Source organism: Pseudomonas sp., assembly GCF_050739655.1.
Classification (GTDB): Bacteria; Pseudomonadota; Gammaproteobacteria; order Pseudomonadales; family Pseudomonadaceae; genus Aquipseudomonas.
This window is the reverse complement of sequence record NZ_JBOIBY010000701.1, coordinates 25,291-39,868: the sequence shown is the minus strand read 5'-3', so window position 1 is coordinate 39,868 and position 14,578 is coordinate 25,291. Positions and strand designations below refer to the sequence as shown.

Sequence of the window (14,578 nt, the reverse complement as noted above, 5' to 3'; positions counted from 1 at the left end):
TCCGATCAAAAGTCATGGCCTCAATCTCGGCCGCCGAGAACCCCGTCTCTTTGGCCAAGCGTTTAGCCGCGATCTTGAGCGTGGTTGCGTTACACGTCGTCCTCTTCGACCAGGCGAAAATAGCCGGCCTGCAAGCGGTTGTAGTCCTTGAGTTTCAGGGCCAACAGATCCGCCTCGGCGACCGAAAGCAAGGAGCAAAACAGGTGCAGCTCCATCTTTTCCATGTCGCCGGCGGCGATCATTTTCGCGGCGTTGAATTCCTTCACGCTGGGCGCGCGCATGGTCAACTTGTCGACCAGCACGCCGTTAAAGCTGGCCTGATAACGCAGCGTTACGGTAACGCCTTCATCCGTGACAGCGAGCCAGGCCGGCGACGCTTGAATAACTAGGGTCATGTGCTTTTATCCTTAAAGGCCAACGGCCGAACGTTCGGCAGCGAGTTGATCAACGCCATCGATCACCTGAATCATGTTGAGCGGATCGATCTCGTACATCACACGCCCGTCGATTTCGAGCTTGTAGTAAACGAGTTTCACCGCGTGTTTGATTTCGGCCTGATCGCCCGGCTTCCAGTCGCCCATGTCGACCTCTTTCACACCGCCGCGCATGGTCACAACCACCGGTGTGACCGCGCCCTTGAGGCCCTTGTAGGCACCGCGAAACACCAGATTGCAGGCCGTCTGGTCGGACAGACCCAAATACTTCAGCGTCTCGCGGCGCACGCCGTTGGTGGTAAACGCGGACTCCAGCTTTTCCATGCCCACCGCGAACTCAATCGGCGCCGACATGCCGCCGCCCTGATAGTCGAGGGTCTTTTGCGTCAACTTCGGCAGAGTCAGGCTTGGCACTTCGCCGGACAGACTCACGCCGTCAATAAACGCGACGCAGTTGGTCAGTACTTGAGGAATCATTGAACGGCCCCCTTAGGCTGTTTCGAGAACTTCGGTCAGCCACTCGTTGGTGACTTCGATAAGGAAATTCGGGTTTTCCGCCGGCGGCACGTCGGTGAAACGGATGCGCCAGAAAATTTTGCCCTGCTCGATTTGGCTGGCCGTGTTCATTTCCTTGTCCGCGTAGACTTCGAAATTGATCACCGCACCGGCATTTTTCTGATCGCGCATGAATGCTTGCAGACCTTCGGTCACGTCCTGCACGTAGGTCTTGGTGATCGAGCGATCCACCGCCCACTTGTGCCCGGCCTGGATCGCATCCATGAGGATGTCGCAGGTCCGCACGCGGGTGACAAACGACCACTTTGCATCCGCGGAACAAGTGCGGTTGCCCCACAGGCGATACCCGCCATCGCGAATGATCGTGGTGATATTGGCGTTGTTCAGCAGGTTGGCCCGGCAGGTGTCGTCGCCGTCCAGATACTCGATCGGGCGACTGGTGCCGGTGATGCCGACAAATTCTTTGTTCGACGGGGACGCCCAATAGCCGTAATTGGCATCGGTCCAGGCGAACAGGCCGGCGACCCAGGCCGAGCTTGGCGCATCCACCGTCTTGCTTTGTGCGGTGTCCCAAAACTGCACGCCAGGATCGACCAGATAGACCCGCTTACTGCCGAAGTTTTCGGCGTAGGCCAGCGCGTCCTCATCGGTGGTGTTCGGGCCGTCGACAATCGCGATCGCGCGCAACTTGCCGGCCAGGGCATCCATGGCGGTGGCCACCGCTTGCGTGGCGGAATGCCCTGGGGCGATCAAGAGTTTCGGTTGTGCGTTGTGTTTGCTCTTGCCGTCCAGCAGCGCTTGCAGGCCGGTACGCTGGCCATTGGCGAGAACGCCGCCGATGATGGCCGAGGTTTGCAGCGCCTCGTCTTCCAGCTTGGGCACGCCGATGGCGACGATCACCGCTTTGGCGCGGACATAGATCGCCTGACAGGCCCGGGTGATCGCCGAATCGGCGCCGAACGCGGCAATGGCCTCGCGCTCGGTCGTGATCAGCACCAGTTCGCCGGCCTTGGCCGTGGCCAGAAGGCCCGGGGTGAAGGTGTCACACAGACCAATGATCGACGACGACGGCAACGAAATGGTGCGCGCGCCGGTATCAATCAGCGTCGTGGTGACGCCGTGAAAAAAGCCAGCCATAGATCAATCTCCAGAAACGAAAAAGCCCCGCGTGAGCGAGGCTGTGAGGGTGTTGGTGTTACACGTAACGGAAAAGAAAACGCCCCGTCAGTGCGGGGCGTTTATTGCGTTTGGGCGGCGATCCAGCTTGGCGCTACCGGGCGCTCGCCGGCGCTGGGGAATCCCGGCTCCATTGGCCAGTCTCGCAAAGCCTGGCGGTAGCTCAGCAGCTCGGAGAATTGTGAGGCCGTGAGCGAAGTTGCTAAAGAAAGATCAAGCTCGTCACGGTGACGCATCACCAGCCACTCACTGGAACTCACCTCTGCATCACGCCAAATCCGCTCGACTCGGGCCAGATCGTCGGCATCCACCTCAGGGGCACTGAATACCCCTTCTGCAAACAACCACCGCTGCCCAACCTCAGCGCCGCACGGCACCCACTTTAAACCCGAGTGAAAGCGCCCGGCAGGATCAATATCGGTAGTCTCCAAAACGGCGCCATTTTGAATAAGTGCCCACGTATTCATCACCATGAAATCTCCACAAGACCATTTGCCCCTGGTGCACCAACAGTCACGACCCTGCCACCGCCACCATAACCGGCCTTAAATGGCGCAGCGTTATCAGCTACCGCAATTGAGCTCATGGCGCCGCCACCGAAGCCGCCGAAAATAGAACCCCCAGGACCTGATACAGCCGGACAACCATTTCCAATGCTGTAGTTGAGATCACCGCCGCTCCCAGTGCTTCCGCTAGGCGAGTTTCCGTTAAATGCACCACCAGAACCCCCAGGCCCCGAGCAATAGCCGCCGAACGAGGTCGCGCCACCTGCGGAACCGTTTTGCCCATCGCCGCCCCCACCTTGGCCACCGACTCCCACGGTCACAGTTACGGTCGCCACCCCGGCGAGATTAATCCGCTTTTCTGCCACCCCACCACCGGCACCGCCAGCAGGACCAGGGGAAACCGTTCGGCACGCGCCGCCACCACCGGCACCGGTCACTTTAACCTTGGCCCACCGCCGACCAGAACGCAGCACAGGCGGAACGGTGTATGTTGAAACCCCTGTCGCCCCAATAGGCGTAAACCCTGTAGCAATGCTCCCCGGCAAATCAGCCTGGCCAACGCACCACCACTTGCCGGCGCCGTCGCTACGCAAGCGCAAAAAATCACCAGCAAACAGCAACTCAGTCGAGGCCTGTCCCGCCGCTTGCGCAGTGGTGTCCAGTAGAATTTTATCGGTCCCGGCGGCAGCGATTACCAGAGCATTTACCGTCACGTCGACGCGGCGCAGAACGACCTCACGCACGCCCAGCCCAGCGTTTGATGCAGGCAACGTAACCGTGACCGCCGCAGCGGCAGCGTCGATCAGGACAAGCCCGAGATCCGCCGCCACAAGACTTTTCGTCGCGGCCACGCTAACCAGCGGAATGGCTACTGCGGAGGCCACCACGTTTTGGGTTTCCACCTTGGTGAAGGCATCACCGATACCCATCTCGGCTAAGGTGGCCGGGTTGTCGCCCGACGCCACTACCCCGCGATTGTTGACCTTAACCCGGGTGAACTCACCGGCTGTTTTGTTCGCCGGTAGGACTTCCAGAATGGCCGCGTCGACGTAGGCGCGTGAAGCCAGCACCACCGCCGGGTCAATCTTCAGCGTGATGTTGCCGGCGTTGTTGACGATGAAATTCATCCGCACCACTTGCGTGCGGCCCGAGCCCTGCGACAACAACGGCTTGTAGCTCGGCGCGCAGTTGGCCACCGCCACCAGATCGCCAGCGTCGTCATACAGTCCGATTTCACGAATCCAGCGCCCGCCTTCATCGGCAGGGATAATCTGCTCGGCGATGATGATTGCCGGGTTGGCCGGGTCGATCTTGAGCTGATTCAGCGGCCGGCGCCGCCACTCATTGATTAGCTTGGTTTGCGAGGGAGAAGGGACCGGATTAGGTGGATCAGCCACCCCGGCAAGGTTGGCATCCCCCAGGCCCATGTCGGTTATCTTCCAGGGAATGCCGAGCGCGTCGGCGTTCGCCTGTTTGGCCAGCCCCACGTTGGTAAGGATGGCGAAAAACTGCGAATTCGCGTCAATCATAATAAACGTCCAGAGTGTCTATGGTGTGTTCACGGCCGAGCACGGCAAAGCTGCCCGTGACCTCGATGTCACGCATCACCGGCGGGTATACGTCGATTTCGTCGCCTTCATAGAGGCAGGCCGCGATATTCAAATGGCCTTGCGTTTCCAGGCTGATCGCCAGCCCGGTCAGCTTGCGGCTGACAGGTTTCGCGTCGTCGATCAGGCGCTCAAGCTCCTGATACATTTCCTCGGTGATCCCGGTGTCCAGCACGCCAACCTTCAGCGCAAAGGTGCCCGGCTCGCCTTCGGGCACCGTGTTCAACCATTCGATGATTTCGATCAGGTAGCCCAGTGGCTCGACCACGCGACGCAGGGCGCCGATCGTGCCTTTGTGGGCATGGATGTAATACGACGCCTTGATGGCCGCGCGCTTGGTCGCCTCGGACCACCGATAATCCCAGCGATCGACCGACCAGGCCCACGCCAGGTGGGGCAGCAAATGCACCGGACAGGTATCGGCGTTGTACAAGGTGCGCAACGGCACAATGGTTTTGTCGTAGAACGACGCCTCCAGGGCGCGCTCCAGTGGCGTGCTATTGCTCGGCAGTAGGCTTCTCATGTCGCCCCCGCCAGCACCACGCTCCACTCGGTGCAATACGCCGCCTGTGCCTTGGTCGGAGCCAGATCAACCCACCCGACCAGCTCAACCCGGGACACGCCAGCAACGTGCAATTGCGCATCAACCCCCGAGCGCGCCACCTCGACGCCCAGGCGCTTGCGTGGATTGACCCAGGCCCCCAGGCGTTTTTTGGCTTCGGCCAGGCTAGCGTCACCCTCCGGCCCGGCGCTGCTCATGTGCAAAATGGCTTCAATGCGATAGTCGATAATCTCAGCGCTTTGCACCGTCACCCGATCGCCCACCGGCCTGACGTCATCGTCATTCAACCCATCGGCGACGATCGTCAGCAGCTCGGGACCGGCCTCACCTTTTCCTTCCGTACTCAACACCGTTACCGTTACGCACGCGGGGGATGGGCTTTCCGCCGAGGCATCCATGACCAGGCCCGAGGCGTTACGTGCATGCAGGATGTAGCTGTTACGCGGGCCGGCCGTGGTCAACCCTTCAAAGGCCAACTGGATACGCTCGCGGTAAGGGTCGTCCAGCTCCATGACCTTCGGCACCGGCGGCACGGCCAGCAGATCCTCGGCCTGGATCACCAGGCGCGGCAGATTGACGTTGGCCCCCAAGTGATCCAGATCCGGACCGATCGCGTGGGCCAACAGCAGGGCCTTGGCGGCATCGTTGACCCGGGCACGATTGCCCACCTTGTTATAGGCTCCGACCTCGATCAGCTTCACCACCGGATCACTCTCCAGCGGCGCGCTCCAGTTTTCGCCCATGTAGCCACGAAAGGTGGTCAGCCCTTCCTCATACGTCGCCTCAAAGTCCAACGGCTCCAGCACATCCGGCGCCGGCAGTTCCGACAGATCCACGATGCTACTCATACGCTCACCTCTAGCAGAAAGCGGTCGCCGAGGTAGTCGCCGGCAATGCTCAGATCGATCTTCCCGCCCAGCACCGCCAGCACGCGGACGCTCTGCAACTTCAGGCGCGGCTCCCAACGGCCCAAGGCGCGCACGGCCTCGGCTTGCACCGAGCTTTTCCAGCCCTCGTTAACCGGCAGGTCGACATAAGCGCGCAACTTGCTGCCGTACTCCGGCCGGTGCCGCCGGCTGCCCAGCGGTGTGCCGAGGATGTCGGCCATGGACTGACGCAAGTGCTCGATACCGGAAATGGGCTGCCCGGTGTGGCGATCCATTCCGATCATCGACATCACTCCTTCAGCGGTTCGAACTCAGGGTTGGCTTTCAGGTAGCTGATTGCCTGCTCATCAGACGCCGACACCTCGACTCGCCCTTTGATCACGGCCAGCGAACGCTTGCTTCGAGGGAGGATCAGGGTGCGCGAGGTGTAGACCTTGTCGCGAAAGGTCAGCAACAGATCAGGCGCTGACGATGGCTCGTCAACGGATACATCGGAAGGCTTGGCCATGTTATCTCCAGGCATAAAAAGGCCCGCACTTGGCGGGCTGGATGACTGCGGGTTAATGCGAGTGATGGTTGTCGCTATTGCCAGTGGCGAGAATATCGGCGCCGCTGGTGATGCTTCCCACCGCGTGCAAGGTGCCGCCAATTTCGACGCCTTCTGTTACGCGTAACGGCCCTTGTATTTCCACGGCCGCGACAAACTTCATGTTTGCCGTCGTCACGGTGATATTGGTGTCGGTAGTGATGGATTCGGTCGCCCCCACCTTGGTGATCACTTTCCCCGTGGGAAGTGTGATGGTGTAGCTATTGGCCTCCCAGTCGTAGACCAGGGAGCCGCCGTCGTCGAAGCGCCAGGCCTCGACATGATCACGGTTATCAGGGGGTGGCCCGGCGTTGCCGTACAGCCCCGGGATAAACGTGCCCATGCCTGCTTGGCCGCTCGGGTTGAACAACACCCCTTGCTCGCCCAAGCTGGGCGCCCGCCAGTGCCGCGCCTTGCCGGCTGCGAGACTGTGCCAGCGCACCCAGGCGCTGGTCCATGCACCATTGGAGACGCGCACCGTCGCCGCCGGCAGATCAACACCGACCACCGCGCACGGCATCAGCATGGAGGCAATCATCCGATCATGTTCGGCCAGGGCGTGGCTCATAGATCCTCCGGACTCACCGGGCCATCGCCGGGCTCGATATCGAACACCAGCGAGCCCGGCGGTTCATCGGGCCACGGCCACTCCTCAACACCCAGGTAAATCTGGTGCGTCCACTCGACCAGCCAGACGGTGTAGCCATCGAGCTCCGGCTTGGTCCAGTCTTGCAGTGCCTGGACAAACTCGGCGGGCTCCACGGCCAGCCCCCAATTTTGCATGCGCAGCAATACCGCGAGTTGGGCCGCCAATTGTGCGGCCTGTTGGCAATGTTGCGGGCGGATGGGATCAACAATAATCCGTGCTTCGAAACGACAAATTAGGGTGGTTTCACCGGTACCAATATCCTTGCCCGGTTCAATCTCGGCCATCTCGATGAACACCACCGGCAACGCGATGCGGTCCTTGATGCTCGGCCAGGCCGTGACCGCTTTGATGCCGGGTAACTGGCTGAACAGGTGTTGCTCAATCGCCTTGTACAACTGATCGAGGCTAAATGGTTCATCAGACATTCGCCGCCCCCTTCAGATACTTCTGCAGCTCAAAGTTGAACTCTTGCTTAAGGATTTCCAGCAAGCGCGAATTGGCTCGTTTGACCCATTCATCAAAATGCGGCCGGGCCTGCTCCAGCGACACCTTGGCCTTGGCCAACGGAAAGCGATTGCCGTGTTCCGCCACCCAGCCAGAGCTGGCTCCAGCAGCACCTGACACGGTGCTGTCGGGGTAATCGTCGGCGTTGAAATGCTTGCTCGCGGTACGAATCCAGATGTCGGGTTTGTTGCCATAAACCTGCTTGAGGAAGGCACCCTGATAGCGCCGCCCCGCCACCGAAACACCTCGGCCGGACTGCCGTGCACGACCGATGCGACTGGACTCGATGGCATTGAGACCGAACCACAATTTGCCGCTGGTTGCGCCGCCGGAGACCGGGTATGCCCGCAGACGCTGACGGACTGCCGCGACGGCGATCCGCTCCTGGCGACTGACCGCCCGGGCAATATGGGTGCGCAGCCAGCCCAACGTTTTGTTGATCGCTCGGCGCTGGGCCGAAGCGGCGGCTTTGGGTACCAGGCTGGCGAAGTTTTCAAAGGCTTGCAGATCTGCGGTCGACGCCTGGATGGAGATCATCCCGCCGTCTGCCGAGGGTTTGTAGAAGCTGCCGATACTCATGCGCGCATCCTCAAGATCAAAGCGACCAGACCGTCACCGCTCGGTTCGAGCTGCAGCAAGTCGTAGTCGCCGCCACCGTCCAGCTCGGGCAGATCGATGCTTACCAACATGCCCTGCTCCAGCCCCTGTGAATCGCTGACGCGAATCTCGAACCGAGGCTCACGCAGGCCGGTGTTGAGTTTGCCGATCTTTGGCTGCAGCCAAGGCGCCGAGAACATGCCGAGCACGGGCTCCTCGCGACCCTCGATCCGCGCGGTGTCGCCCAGGCTTTCGAACACCACCGCGTCGATGTCGGCGATCAGATCGCGAAAGCCCATGATCAGAGCTCCAGCAGAATCTGCGCCAGAGGCCGGGTGCAGAGGTGCAACGGGTTGGACTGCGCTTCACCAGCCATGCCTTTATTGAACGGCATCGGCTCGATCTTGCTGTAGTACGGCACGCCCTCGGTGTTGACCGTTTCCATATAGTCGGCCGGGGCAAACACCGAGATGTACAGGTCCGGTACGCCTTCGGGAATCAGCAACGCTTTGTCGTCATGGATGAAGGTCACGCCGGCGATTTTGCCGCGATAGCGCTCCCAGACAATGCCACCGAATTCGAAGCTTTCACGGGCATCACCGCGCAACGCAGCGGCTTGCTGACTATTGAGAAAGGTCTCTTTCACCGACTTGTGAACGATCAGCTTGTTCCAGAAGTTTTTGCCACACAGGGCGCGCGAGCCACTGCTGGTGATGCTACCCAGCGCATCTTCCTGCAGGTCCAACGCTTCACCGCATTTGACGCGCAGCTCGGTCTCAGCATTGGCGAGCCCCATGGACATTTTCTTGCGGGTCACGCCGAAGGTTTTGTAGATGTCCAACAGCACCGTCGACCCGTCGGCATCGAGAATCTGTCCGTTCAACGCGCCCATACGCTGAAATTCGTGAGTGGCATCCAGCTGCCGACGCGCTTTGGCCAGGCGCTTATTCACCACGTCCTGGACCGCCTGCAACTCGGAGCGCGTTCCGAACGCGCGGATACCCTGAATCTCATCGGCCTTGATCGCAAAGCGTTGCGGCAGGTGCACGGTATTGAACGGGATCAGGTTGCGCTTCGTGCCACTGACCACCAGGCCAGACGTACCGCGCTCACCGGCTGGCACCAAAGCCAGGATGTCGCCATCCTTTTCGATTTGCACGGTCAGGGTGGTGATGCCTTCTTCCTGGAACAGACCCAGGCTGCTGATGCGGCCCGGCAGGTATTCCTGTTCGTTGATGGCGGCGGTCAACGAAGAGACCGAAAACGCGTCATCGTTAAAGATTTCAATATCAGCCATGAAGCAATCTCCAGAAAATAAAAAACCCGCACTCGGCGGGCTGGAAAAACAGGGGGATCGTCTTAACGGACGATCAGGAAGTGAGTGGCGAGCGCCTTCTCGGCAGCAGGGTCCAGCCCCGAGAGGTGGGCTTCGCTGACTTCAGCCAGACGCACCACCGCGCGGCCACGTCGGACCACATCCGACTCGCCCAGCGGGCCGTAGAGGATCGCCACGGCATTTTCGCTACCGTCTTCAGCCGTCGGGCTGTACGGGGCGAACTCGCCGGTCAGGCTGACCAGACCGAGGATCTGCCCAGGCTCCAGTGCAGGGCCTGCGGCGACGTTGATCGCTTCGCGGGAAATGGTGCCGGCTGCTTCAGACAGGAGAAATTCGCCCGCATGCATTGGCTCACGTTGGATGGTCATCGTCTTACTCCTGAAGCAGGTTGGGATTTACCGGTCTGAGCAGCTTGGCGTGCGGACCAGATGGAAGGTTGATCGATTTTTTTGGCCTGAACCTTCAGCGCCGGGTCATCGTCCAGCGGCAAGCTGTTGTCGATTTCGAAACCCTTGCCACTGCTGACGATCTTGTCGAACAGGCGCGCCCGTACCGCTGCGACGTCCAAGCCAGCGGCGACGTACTCGACACTGAACTCGGGCAACCGCGCCGCCACGCAAAGATCGTTTACCGCTTTGGCCCGAATCAGGCCGGCCTGGACGATGGCTTCGCTTTCGAGTTTGGTGGAGCTGAGCAGTGGCTCAATCAAATTGCTGATGCCCGACTCGGCACAACGCTGGGTGATCATCAGGGCCAACTTTGCTGAGTCGACCACGGGAGGCGTCAGCGGCGGTTCATCCGGTTCCAAGTCCGGATCAGACTCTGGCGGTTCGTCGAGCAGGGCCAGTAGCTCGGCCGGTGCGTGCTGATAACGCTGCAGCACGGCACCTTGGCCGACACAGGCCTTAACCGTGACACCGTCACCCACTTCGTCCGCCAGCCCCAAGGCCACCGCCTCATTGGCGGTGAGCCAGGTTTCATTGGCCACCAGACGCCGCAACTCGACCTCATCAATGTCCGGCGCCTTGGCCTTGTAGGCCGCGATGATCGCCTCCATGGTTTGGTCCAGGACATCGGCCACTTTGCGGAAGTCTTCGGCATCCCCTGCCGCGTACGTCCAGGGGTTGTGGATCATCAGCATGGCGTTGGAAGCGATGACCACCCGATGGGCCCCACACACCGCCACGCTGGCAGCACTGGCGGCCAACGCATCCACCCGGCCGGTGCAACGCTCGCCCAAACGCGACAACGCGTTGTGCATGGCCAGGCCGTCGAACAGGTCGCCGCCAATGCTGTTGAAGGCGGCGATCACGGGCGAGACGCCATCGTCCATGGCACGCAGATCCTGCACAAACTGATTGGCGGTGATACCCCAGCCACCGATCTCGCCATAGACGAAGACTTCGATCACCCGCTCGGTGGCTTCACCGCTCGCGTGTACCGCATACCAGGTTTTGTCTTGCACCGGCACGCGCTTGCCCGCCCGGTTGTAAACGCGAGGTCGCGCTTTCTTGCTCATGGTTGCTCCTTGTCGTCGATCGGGACGAAAGCGTCGAGGGTGGTGTAATTGAGGCCATGGGCGGCGGCCCGGGCCAGATCGGCTGCGTTTTCCGCGTCGACCGTTTCCGCGTCGTAACCGGTGCGCAGGACCATCTCGCTGCGTGAGGCGAAGCCGGCCTGCACTTCCATCCGCCGAGCTTGCACGTCCTGCACCGGCTGGATGTAGGCCCAGCCTTGGGGGACCCAACGTGTCCGCAGGTACTCACGACGCCGTTGGGTGTAGTCGTCCAGCACCAGAACACCCGACAACACTGCCATGTCCATCCAGGCCGCACGGACCGGTCGGCACAGCTGATGCACGTAGACGCCGAACTGCAGTTGCTCCAATCGACGCCGAAACTCGTTGAGCACTACCCGCAGCGCCCGGTCGTTGACCTCGCGCATGTCGCCGGTGAGGATCTCGTACGGTGTGCCGGTACCGGCAGCAGCTGCCATCAATTGCTGTCGCATGAAGTCGGGATAGTTGTTGCCCGCATCCGGCGGTTTGGAGAACTCCACCTCTTCACCCGGCCCGAGTTCCTGCATGGTGCCAGGCTCAAGCGCCACCATCGGCGTGAAGCCGTCGCGATCCAGGTTCAACGGTTGGCCGGTGACCGGGTCCCTTGGCGTGGGGCCAGAGTCCGGTGCCGGTCGACTGATAAAACCGGCGAACAGGTTGGCGACTTCCTGGCGAAATAACACCGCGTCGTCGTAGTTGTCGAGGCTACGCAGACGCTTCAATACCGGCGACAAACGCGGCACGCCACGCAACTGGCCTGGCTCGACCGGTTCGAAAATATGCAGCACCTGCGCGGCTGGCACTCGCACCAGTTGGTTGTAACCGGCATTCAGCGAAGAAGCATCACGCGGGTGCGAGAGGTACATCCAGTACGCCACGCGCTTGCCACCCGGTGTGAACTCGATCCCGGCGCGGATGAAGTTGCCGTCGCGAGTGGTTTCGAACTTGTCGTGAGGAACAAACTCGGGGGCCAAGATCTGCAACTGCAACGGCACCGCGAGACCTTCGTCCAGGCCACGCGGGCGCAGCCGGATAAAACATTCGCCCGAGGTTTCCACGGTGCGCGCGGCCAACGCCTGCTGGCCGTTGAAGTCGGTGCGCTCATCGGCGTCCGACTCGTCGACCCAATCGTCCCAGAGTTCCTGCAGTAATTTACGCAGCGCTTCGTCGTCGGTTTTTGGCCTTGGCGTAATACCGGTGCCGATCAGGTTACTGACGCGTTTGTCGATTACGTTGTAGGCATAGGGGTCGTTGCGAACCGCTGCCCGAGAGCGTGATCGCAGATTGCGCAGCGCCGGGGTGTTGATGCTGTTGATTCCGTTGTCGGGAGCATCCCAGCCAGTGGAACGTCGGCCCTCCCCGGCGCCTTCGTAACTGGCCTTGATGTTCGACGGCAACACGAATCCGTTACGGGTGAGCGTCGGAAAGTGGCGGGCCATTAGAGTCCTTTGCCTCCGTGATACAGCCGGACCACACGGGAGCGCGGTCCGGCTGCGCTGATCAGCGACGTGCGGATTTCCTCGCGTGCCTTGAGCAGTTCGTCGACGGTGCGGTATTCAACGGTGCGGTCGGTGTAACGAACGACTTTTTCACCGCGAGCGATGGCCGCCTCAACCGCGTCGAGGTGCTTCTGGGTAAAGGACATATCAGCGTCTCTTCAGGTAACCGCTGGTGGAGCTGCGGCGTTGAGGGGGTGGTGCTGCCGGTCGCGGTTGCACGACCGCAACAGTGGATTGCGGTGCCGGTTGAGCAGCAGCTGGTGGTGTTGAAGCGGTGACGCGTTCACCTTGAACCGGTTTGATGCCCAAGGCGTCGTCAAACAGACCCGACTGCGCCAAGGACTGATGCACGCGCTCCCAGTCGTGTTCCTTGTAACGGTTGAGCCCCAGGTAATGCGCCATGGCCAGGCAATACACCATCAAGTCGAGTGCTTCGTTGCGCTCAGCCTTGCCCTTGACCCATTCGATACGCTTGTGGCCGCGTATGTAGCGTGCGACCTTGCGTTCCGCGACGCACTGGTCGAAGAAGTCGTCGGGCAGGTCATTGGCAAAGTGCAGTGCACCTGGACCCGTGTCGAATGGATAGCGGTTGTAAATCCAGTCCTTGGCCGTGTCGGTACCGACGAACCAAAGCTCGGCACCGTTGCGTTCGGTCTGGCCTTTCCAGGTTACGTCGACCATGGAAGGACGCTGAGCAATCACCGGTTTGCCCGGTTTGCTCGCGCCCTTGATGGCGAACACATTGCGCCAGCGCCGCACGCGACAGAACTGGTAAACCTCGTCGGTGTGGTGGCCACCGGAGTCGACCGCGACGGCGAGAATCCCCAAGCCCACGCTACACGGATGGCGATATTTGGCTTTGAGCAATTCGTCCAGTGCCGCCCAGGTGCGCTCGTCAGCGGGATCGCCCGAAACGATCTGATAGTCGACGACCCAACGTTCCATGCCGACGCCCCAACCCATCGCCATGAATTCCAGGCGGTTGGCCTGGACGTCGACGGAGCCGGTGATCATCAACACGGCAGCTGGCAGCGTACCGAGGGTGAAGTCTTCCAGTCGCGCCCGCTGCCTCAGTACATCGGCTTTGGTTTGCTCTTGAGCGGCGTCCCATACCTTGGCCAGACGGGTGTTGTAGAACACCTGCATCGGTTCAAGATCGCCCTTCGCCTGCGCTTTTTTCGCCTTCTCGAATTGCTTGGCCAGCGACTTCCAGTCCATCCAGCCGAGCGGCGAATAGAGCGCGTTGAGGTGAAAGCCAATCGTCTCACCGTCGCCTTCCGCATGGGCACGCCATTCACCCTGTGCGAGCATTTCACCCTTGTGATATTCCTCTATCAGAACGTCGCAGTCGGGGCCGGCGCACTGGTAATGCACCACGCTGTAATCTTTCGAGTAATGCAGGCGCTCCCATTCAAGGGTCTGCATGTGACCACAGCTCGGGCACGGCACGTAGTAGTAACGCTGGTCGCTGCCGTCGAACAGATCGTTGATCCGTGAGGCGCCCTTGATGGTCGGCGAGCTGGAAAAGTAGAACTTCGCGTTGCGCCCAAAAGTACTGCCTCGGGTTTCGGCCAGTTCAATCGGGTCACCCTCTTCACCGATGTCCACTTCCCAGCGATCGATCTCATCGCCATACACGTAGCGCGCCGAGAGCTCGGCCAGGTTGGCCGCCGAGCCGGCAGTCGTGACGTACAGCGAACCGCCTTCGAATTCCTTGGTGTCCATGGTGTTGCGCGAATCCCGGGATCGGCTGGACGCTACTCGCTCACGCAGTACAGGCGTGGCCTTGATCGTCTTGCTGATCCGCGACGAGACCCGCTTGGCCAGGCCAAGACTGGGCAACAATGTCAGGATGTTGGACGGCGCCATGTGGATCAGGCCGCCAATCCAGTTCAAGGCAATCTGCGTTTTCATCAGCTGCGAGGCCACCATGGTGACCACGCGTTTGCAAGGGTGCGCCGGCGACAGGCAACGCATGGGCTCGCGGGCATACGGCGTGCGCGAGGTGCGGTACTTGCCGGGCTCAGCGGCGCCGGTGTCACGCGGGATCCGCATGTACTCGTCGGCCCACTGATCGATCCAGACATCCGGGTCGGGCCGTAGCCCACGGAAATACTCCTCGCGATACACCTCTGCACCGTCAGGAAATTCCGTGGACATA

Annotated in this window: 19 protein-coding genes; all 19 read right to left on the bottom strand. The window is 61.0% G+C overall.

The genetic code is table 11. The annotated features are described in order from the left end of the window. Positions 1-89: 89 nt before the first annotated feature. Positions 90-395, bottom strand: coding sequence for a phage tail assembly protein (locus ACRESJ_RS33365; protein ID WP_431761685.1), 306 nt, complete (start codon positions 393-395; stop codon positions 90-92). A 12-nt stretch (positions 396-407) separates the two neighbouring features. Beyond that, positions 408-911, bottom strand: a complete 504-nt coding sequence (locus tag ACRESJ_RS33360) for a phage major tail tube protein (RefSeq protein WP_248693294.1) — start codon at positions 909-911, stop codon at positions 408-410. 12 nt (positions 912-923) lie between these two features. After that, the gene (locus ACRESJ_RS33355) at positions 924-2,087 is read right to left on the bottom strand and encodes a phage tail sheath subtilisin-like domain-containing protein (RefSeq protein WP_431761684.1); all 1,164 of its coding nucleotides are present in this window, start codon (positions 2,085-2,087) and stop codon (positions 924-926) included. Between the two features lie 101 nt (positions 2,088-2,188). Beyond that, the gene (locus ACRESJ_RS33350; RefSeq protein WP_431761683.1) at positions 2,189-2,599 is read right to left on the bottom strand and encodes a phage tail assembly chaperone; all 411 of its coding nucleotides are present in this window, start codon (positions 2,597-2,599) and stop codon (positions 2,189-2,191) included. Next, on the bottom strand, positions 2,593-4,161 hold the full coding sequence (locus ACRESJ_RS33345; protein WP_431761682.1) for a phage tail protein: 1,569 nt from the start codon (positions 4,159-4,161) through the stop codon (positions 2,593-2,595). The genes ACRESJ_RS33350 and ACRESJ_RS33345 overlap by 7 nt, the downstream gene beginning before the upstream one ends. Next, entirely contained in the window at positions 4,154-4,762 is a 609-nt protein-coding gene (locus tag ACRESJ_RS33340; RefSeq protein WP_431761681.1) for a phage tail protein I, read from the bottom strand. Before ACRESJ_RS33340 ends, ACRESJ_RS33345 begins: the two co-directional genes overlap by 8 nt. Beyond that, positions 4,759-5,649: a baseplate assembly protein gene (locus tag ACRESJ_RS33335; protein ID WP_431761680.1), complete on the bottom strand. Its 891-nt coding sequence runs from the start codon at positions 5,647-5,649 to the stop codon at positions 4,759-4,761. Before ACRESJ_RS33335 ends, ACRESJ_RS33340 begins: the two co-directional genes overlap by 4 nt. Further along, positions 5,646-5,972, bottom strand: a complete 327-nt coding sequence (locus ACRESJ_RS33330; RefSeq protein WP_217871497.1) for a GPW/gp25 family protein — start codon at positions 5,970-5,972, stop codon at positions 5,646-5,648. Before ACRESJ_RS33330 ends, ACRESJ_RS33335 begins: the two co-directional genes overlap by 4 nt. 5 nt (positions 5,973-5,977) lie before the next feature. Next, positions 5,978-6,196 (bottom strand): hypothetical protein, encoded by a 219-nt coding sequence (locus tag ACRESJ_RS33325; RefSeq protein WP_431761679.1) that lies wholly within the window; start codon positions 6,194-6,196, stop codon positions 5,978-5,980. 52 nt (positions 6,197-6,248) lie between these two features. Further along, positions 6,249-6,842, bottom strand: a complete 594-nt coding sequence (locus tag ACRESJ_RS33320; protein WP_431761678.1) for a phage baseplate assembly protein V — start codon at positions 6,840-6,842, stop codon at positions 6,249-6,251. Continuing rightward, a complete protein-coding gene (locus ACRESJ_RS33315; protein WP_431761677.1) occupies positions 6,839-7,348 on the bottom strand; it encodes a hypothetical protein in 510 nt (169 codons plus the stop codon). Before ACRESJ_RS33315 ends, ACRESJ_RS33320 begins: the two co-directional genes overlap by 4 nt. Next, positions 7,341-8,006, bottom strand: a complete 666-nt coding sequence (locus tag ACRESJ_RS33310) for a hypothetical protein (protein WP_431761676.1) — start codon at positions 8,004-8,006, stop codon at positions 7,341-7,343. The genes ACRESJ_RS33315 and ACRESJ_RS33310 overlap by 8 nt, the downstream gene beginning before the upstream one ends. After that, positions 8,003-8,323, bottom strand: coding sequence for a head-tail joining protein (locus ACRESJ_RS33305; protein WP_431761675.1), 321 nt, complete (start codon positions 8,321-8,323; stop codon positions 8,003-8,005). Before ACRESJ_RS33305 ends, ACRESJ_RS33310 begins: the two co-directional genes overlap by 4 nt. A gap of 2 nt (positions 8,324-8,325) precedes the next feature. Beyond that, a complete protein-coding gene (locus ACRESJ_RS33300; RefSeq protein ID WP_074877060.1) occupies positions 8,326-9,321 on the bottom strand; it encodes a major capsid protein in 996 nt (331 codons plus the stop codon). A 62-nt stretch (positions 9,322-9,383) separates the two neighbouring features. Next, positions 9,384-9,728 carry a head decoration protein gene (locus ACRESJ_RS33295; RefSeq protein WP_431761674.1) on the bottom strand — a complete coding sequence of 115 codons (345 nt, stop codon included), beginning with the start codon at positions 9,726-9,728 and terminating at the stop codon, positions 9,384-9,386. Next, the gene (locus tag ACRESJ_RS33290) at positions 9,725-10,879 is read right to left on the bottom strand and encodes a head maturation protease, ClpP-related (protein WP_431761673.1); all 1,155 of its coding nucleotides are present in this window, start codon (positions 10,877-10,879) and stop codon (positions 9,725-9,727) included. Before ACRESJ_RS33290 ends, ACRESJ_RS33295 begins: the two co-directional genes overlap by 4 nt. Next, a complete protein-coding gene (locus ACRESJ_RS33285; protein ID WP_431761672.1) occupies positions 10,876-12,357 on the bottom strand; it encodes a phage portal protein in 1,482 nt (493 codons plus the stop codon). The genes ACRESJ_RS33290 and ACRESJ_RS33285 overlap by 4 nt, the downstream gene beginning before the upstream one ends. Then, positions 12,357-12,563, bottom strand: a complete 207-nt coding sequence (locus ACRESJ_RS33280) for a phage head-tail joining protein (protein WP_217871482.1) — start codon at positions 12,561-12,563, stop codon at positions 12,357-12,359. Before ACRESJ_RS33280 ends, ACRESJ_RS33285 begins: the two co-directional genes overlap by 1 nt. Position 12,564: 1 nt before the next feature. Continuing rightward, positions 12,565-14,577 carry a phage terminase large subunit family protein gene (locus tag ACRESJ_RS33275; protein WP_431761671.1) on the bottom strand — a complete coding sequence of 671 codons (2,013 nt, stop codon included), beginning with the start codon at positions 14,575-14,577 and terminating at the stop codon, positions 12,565-12,567. Between the last annotated feature and the right edge of the window lies 1 nt (position 14,578).

Coding starts and splice junctions, on each gene's coding strand:
- ACRESJ_RS33365 (WP_431761685.1), bottom strand. CDS start 395: ATGACCCTAGTTATTCAAGCGTCGCCGGCCTGGCTCGCTGTCACGGAT.
- ACRESJ_RS33360 (WP_248693294.1), bottom strand. CDS start 911: ATGATTCCTCAAGTACTGACCAACTGCGTCGCGTTTATTGACGGCGTG.
- ACRESJ_RS33355 (WP_431761684.1), bottom strand. CDS start 2,087: ATGGCTGGCTTTTTTCACGGCGTCACCACGACGCTGATTGATACCGGC.
- ACRESJ_RS33350 (WP_431761683.1), bottom strand. CDS start 2,599: ATGGTGATGAATACGTGGGCACTTATTCAAAATGGCGCCGTTTTGGAG.
- ACRESJ_RS33345 (WP_431761682.1), bottom strand. CDS start 4,161: ATGATTGACGCGAATTCGCAGTTTTTCGCCATCCTTACCAACGTGGGG.
- ACRESJ_RS33340 (WP_431761681.1), bottom strand. CDS start 4,762: ATGAGAAGCCTACTGCCGAGCAATAGCACGCCACTGGAGCGCGCCCTG.
- ACRESJ_RS33335 (WP_431761680.1), bottom strand. CDS start 5,649: ATGAGTAGCATCGTGGATCTGTCGGAACTGCCGGCGCCGGATGTGCTG.
- ACRESJ_RS33330 (WP_217871497.1), bottom strand. CDS start 5,972: ATGATCGGAATGGATCGCCACACCGGGCAGCCCATTTCCGGTATCGAG.
- ACRESJ_RS33325 (WP_431761679.1), bottom strand. CDS start 6,196: ATGGCCAAGCCTTCCGATGTATCCGTTGACGAGCCATCGTCAGCGCCT.
- ACRESJ_RS33320 (WP_431761678.1), bottom strand. CDS start 6,842: ATGAGCCACGCCCTGGCCGAACATGATCGGATGATTGCCTCCATGCTG.
- ACRESJ_RS33315 (WP_431761677.1), bottom strand. CDS start 7,348: ATGTCTGATGAACCATTTAGCCTCGATCAGTTGTACAAGGCGATTGAG.
- ACRESJ_RS33310 (WP_431761676.1), bottom strand. CDS start 8,006: ATGAGTATCGGCAGCTTCTACAAACCCTCGGCAGACGGCGGGATGATC.
- ACRESJ_RS33305 (WP_431761675.1), bottom strand. CDS start 8,323: ATGGGCTTTCGCGATCTGATCGCCGACATCGACGCGGTGGTGTTCGAA.
- ACRESJ_RS33300 (WP_074877060.1), bottom strand. CDS start 9,321: ATGGCTGATATTGAAATCTTTAACGATGACGCGTTTTCGGTCTCTTCG.
- ACRESJ_RS33295 (WP_431761674.1), bottom strand. CDS start 9,728: ATGACCATCCAACGTGAGCCAATGCATGCGGGCGAATTTCTCCTGTCT.
- ACRESJ_RS33290 (WP_431761673.1), bottom strand. CDS start 10,879: ATGAGCAAGAAAGCGCGACCTCGCGTTTACAACCGGGCGGGCAAGCGC.
- ACRESJ_RS33285 (WP_431761672.1), bottom strand. CDS start 12,357: ATGGCCCGCCACTTTCCGACGCTCACCCGTAACGGATTCGTGTTGCCG.
- ACRESJ_RS33280 (WP_217871482.1), bottom strand. CDS start 12,563: ATGTCCTTTACCCAGAAGCACCTCGACGCGGTTGAGGCGGCCATCGCT.
- ACRESJ_RS33275 (WP_431761671.1), bottom strand. CDS start 14,577: ATGTCCACGGAATTTCCTGACGGTGCAGAGGTGTATCGCGAGGAGTAT.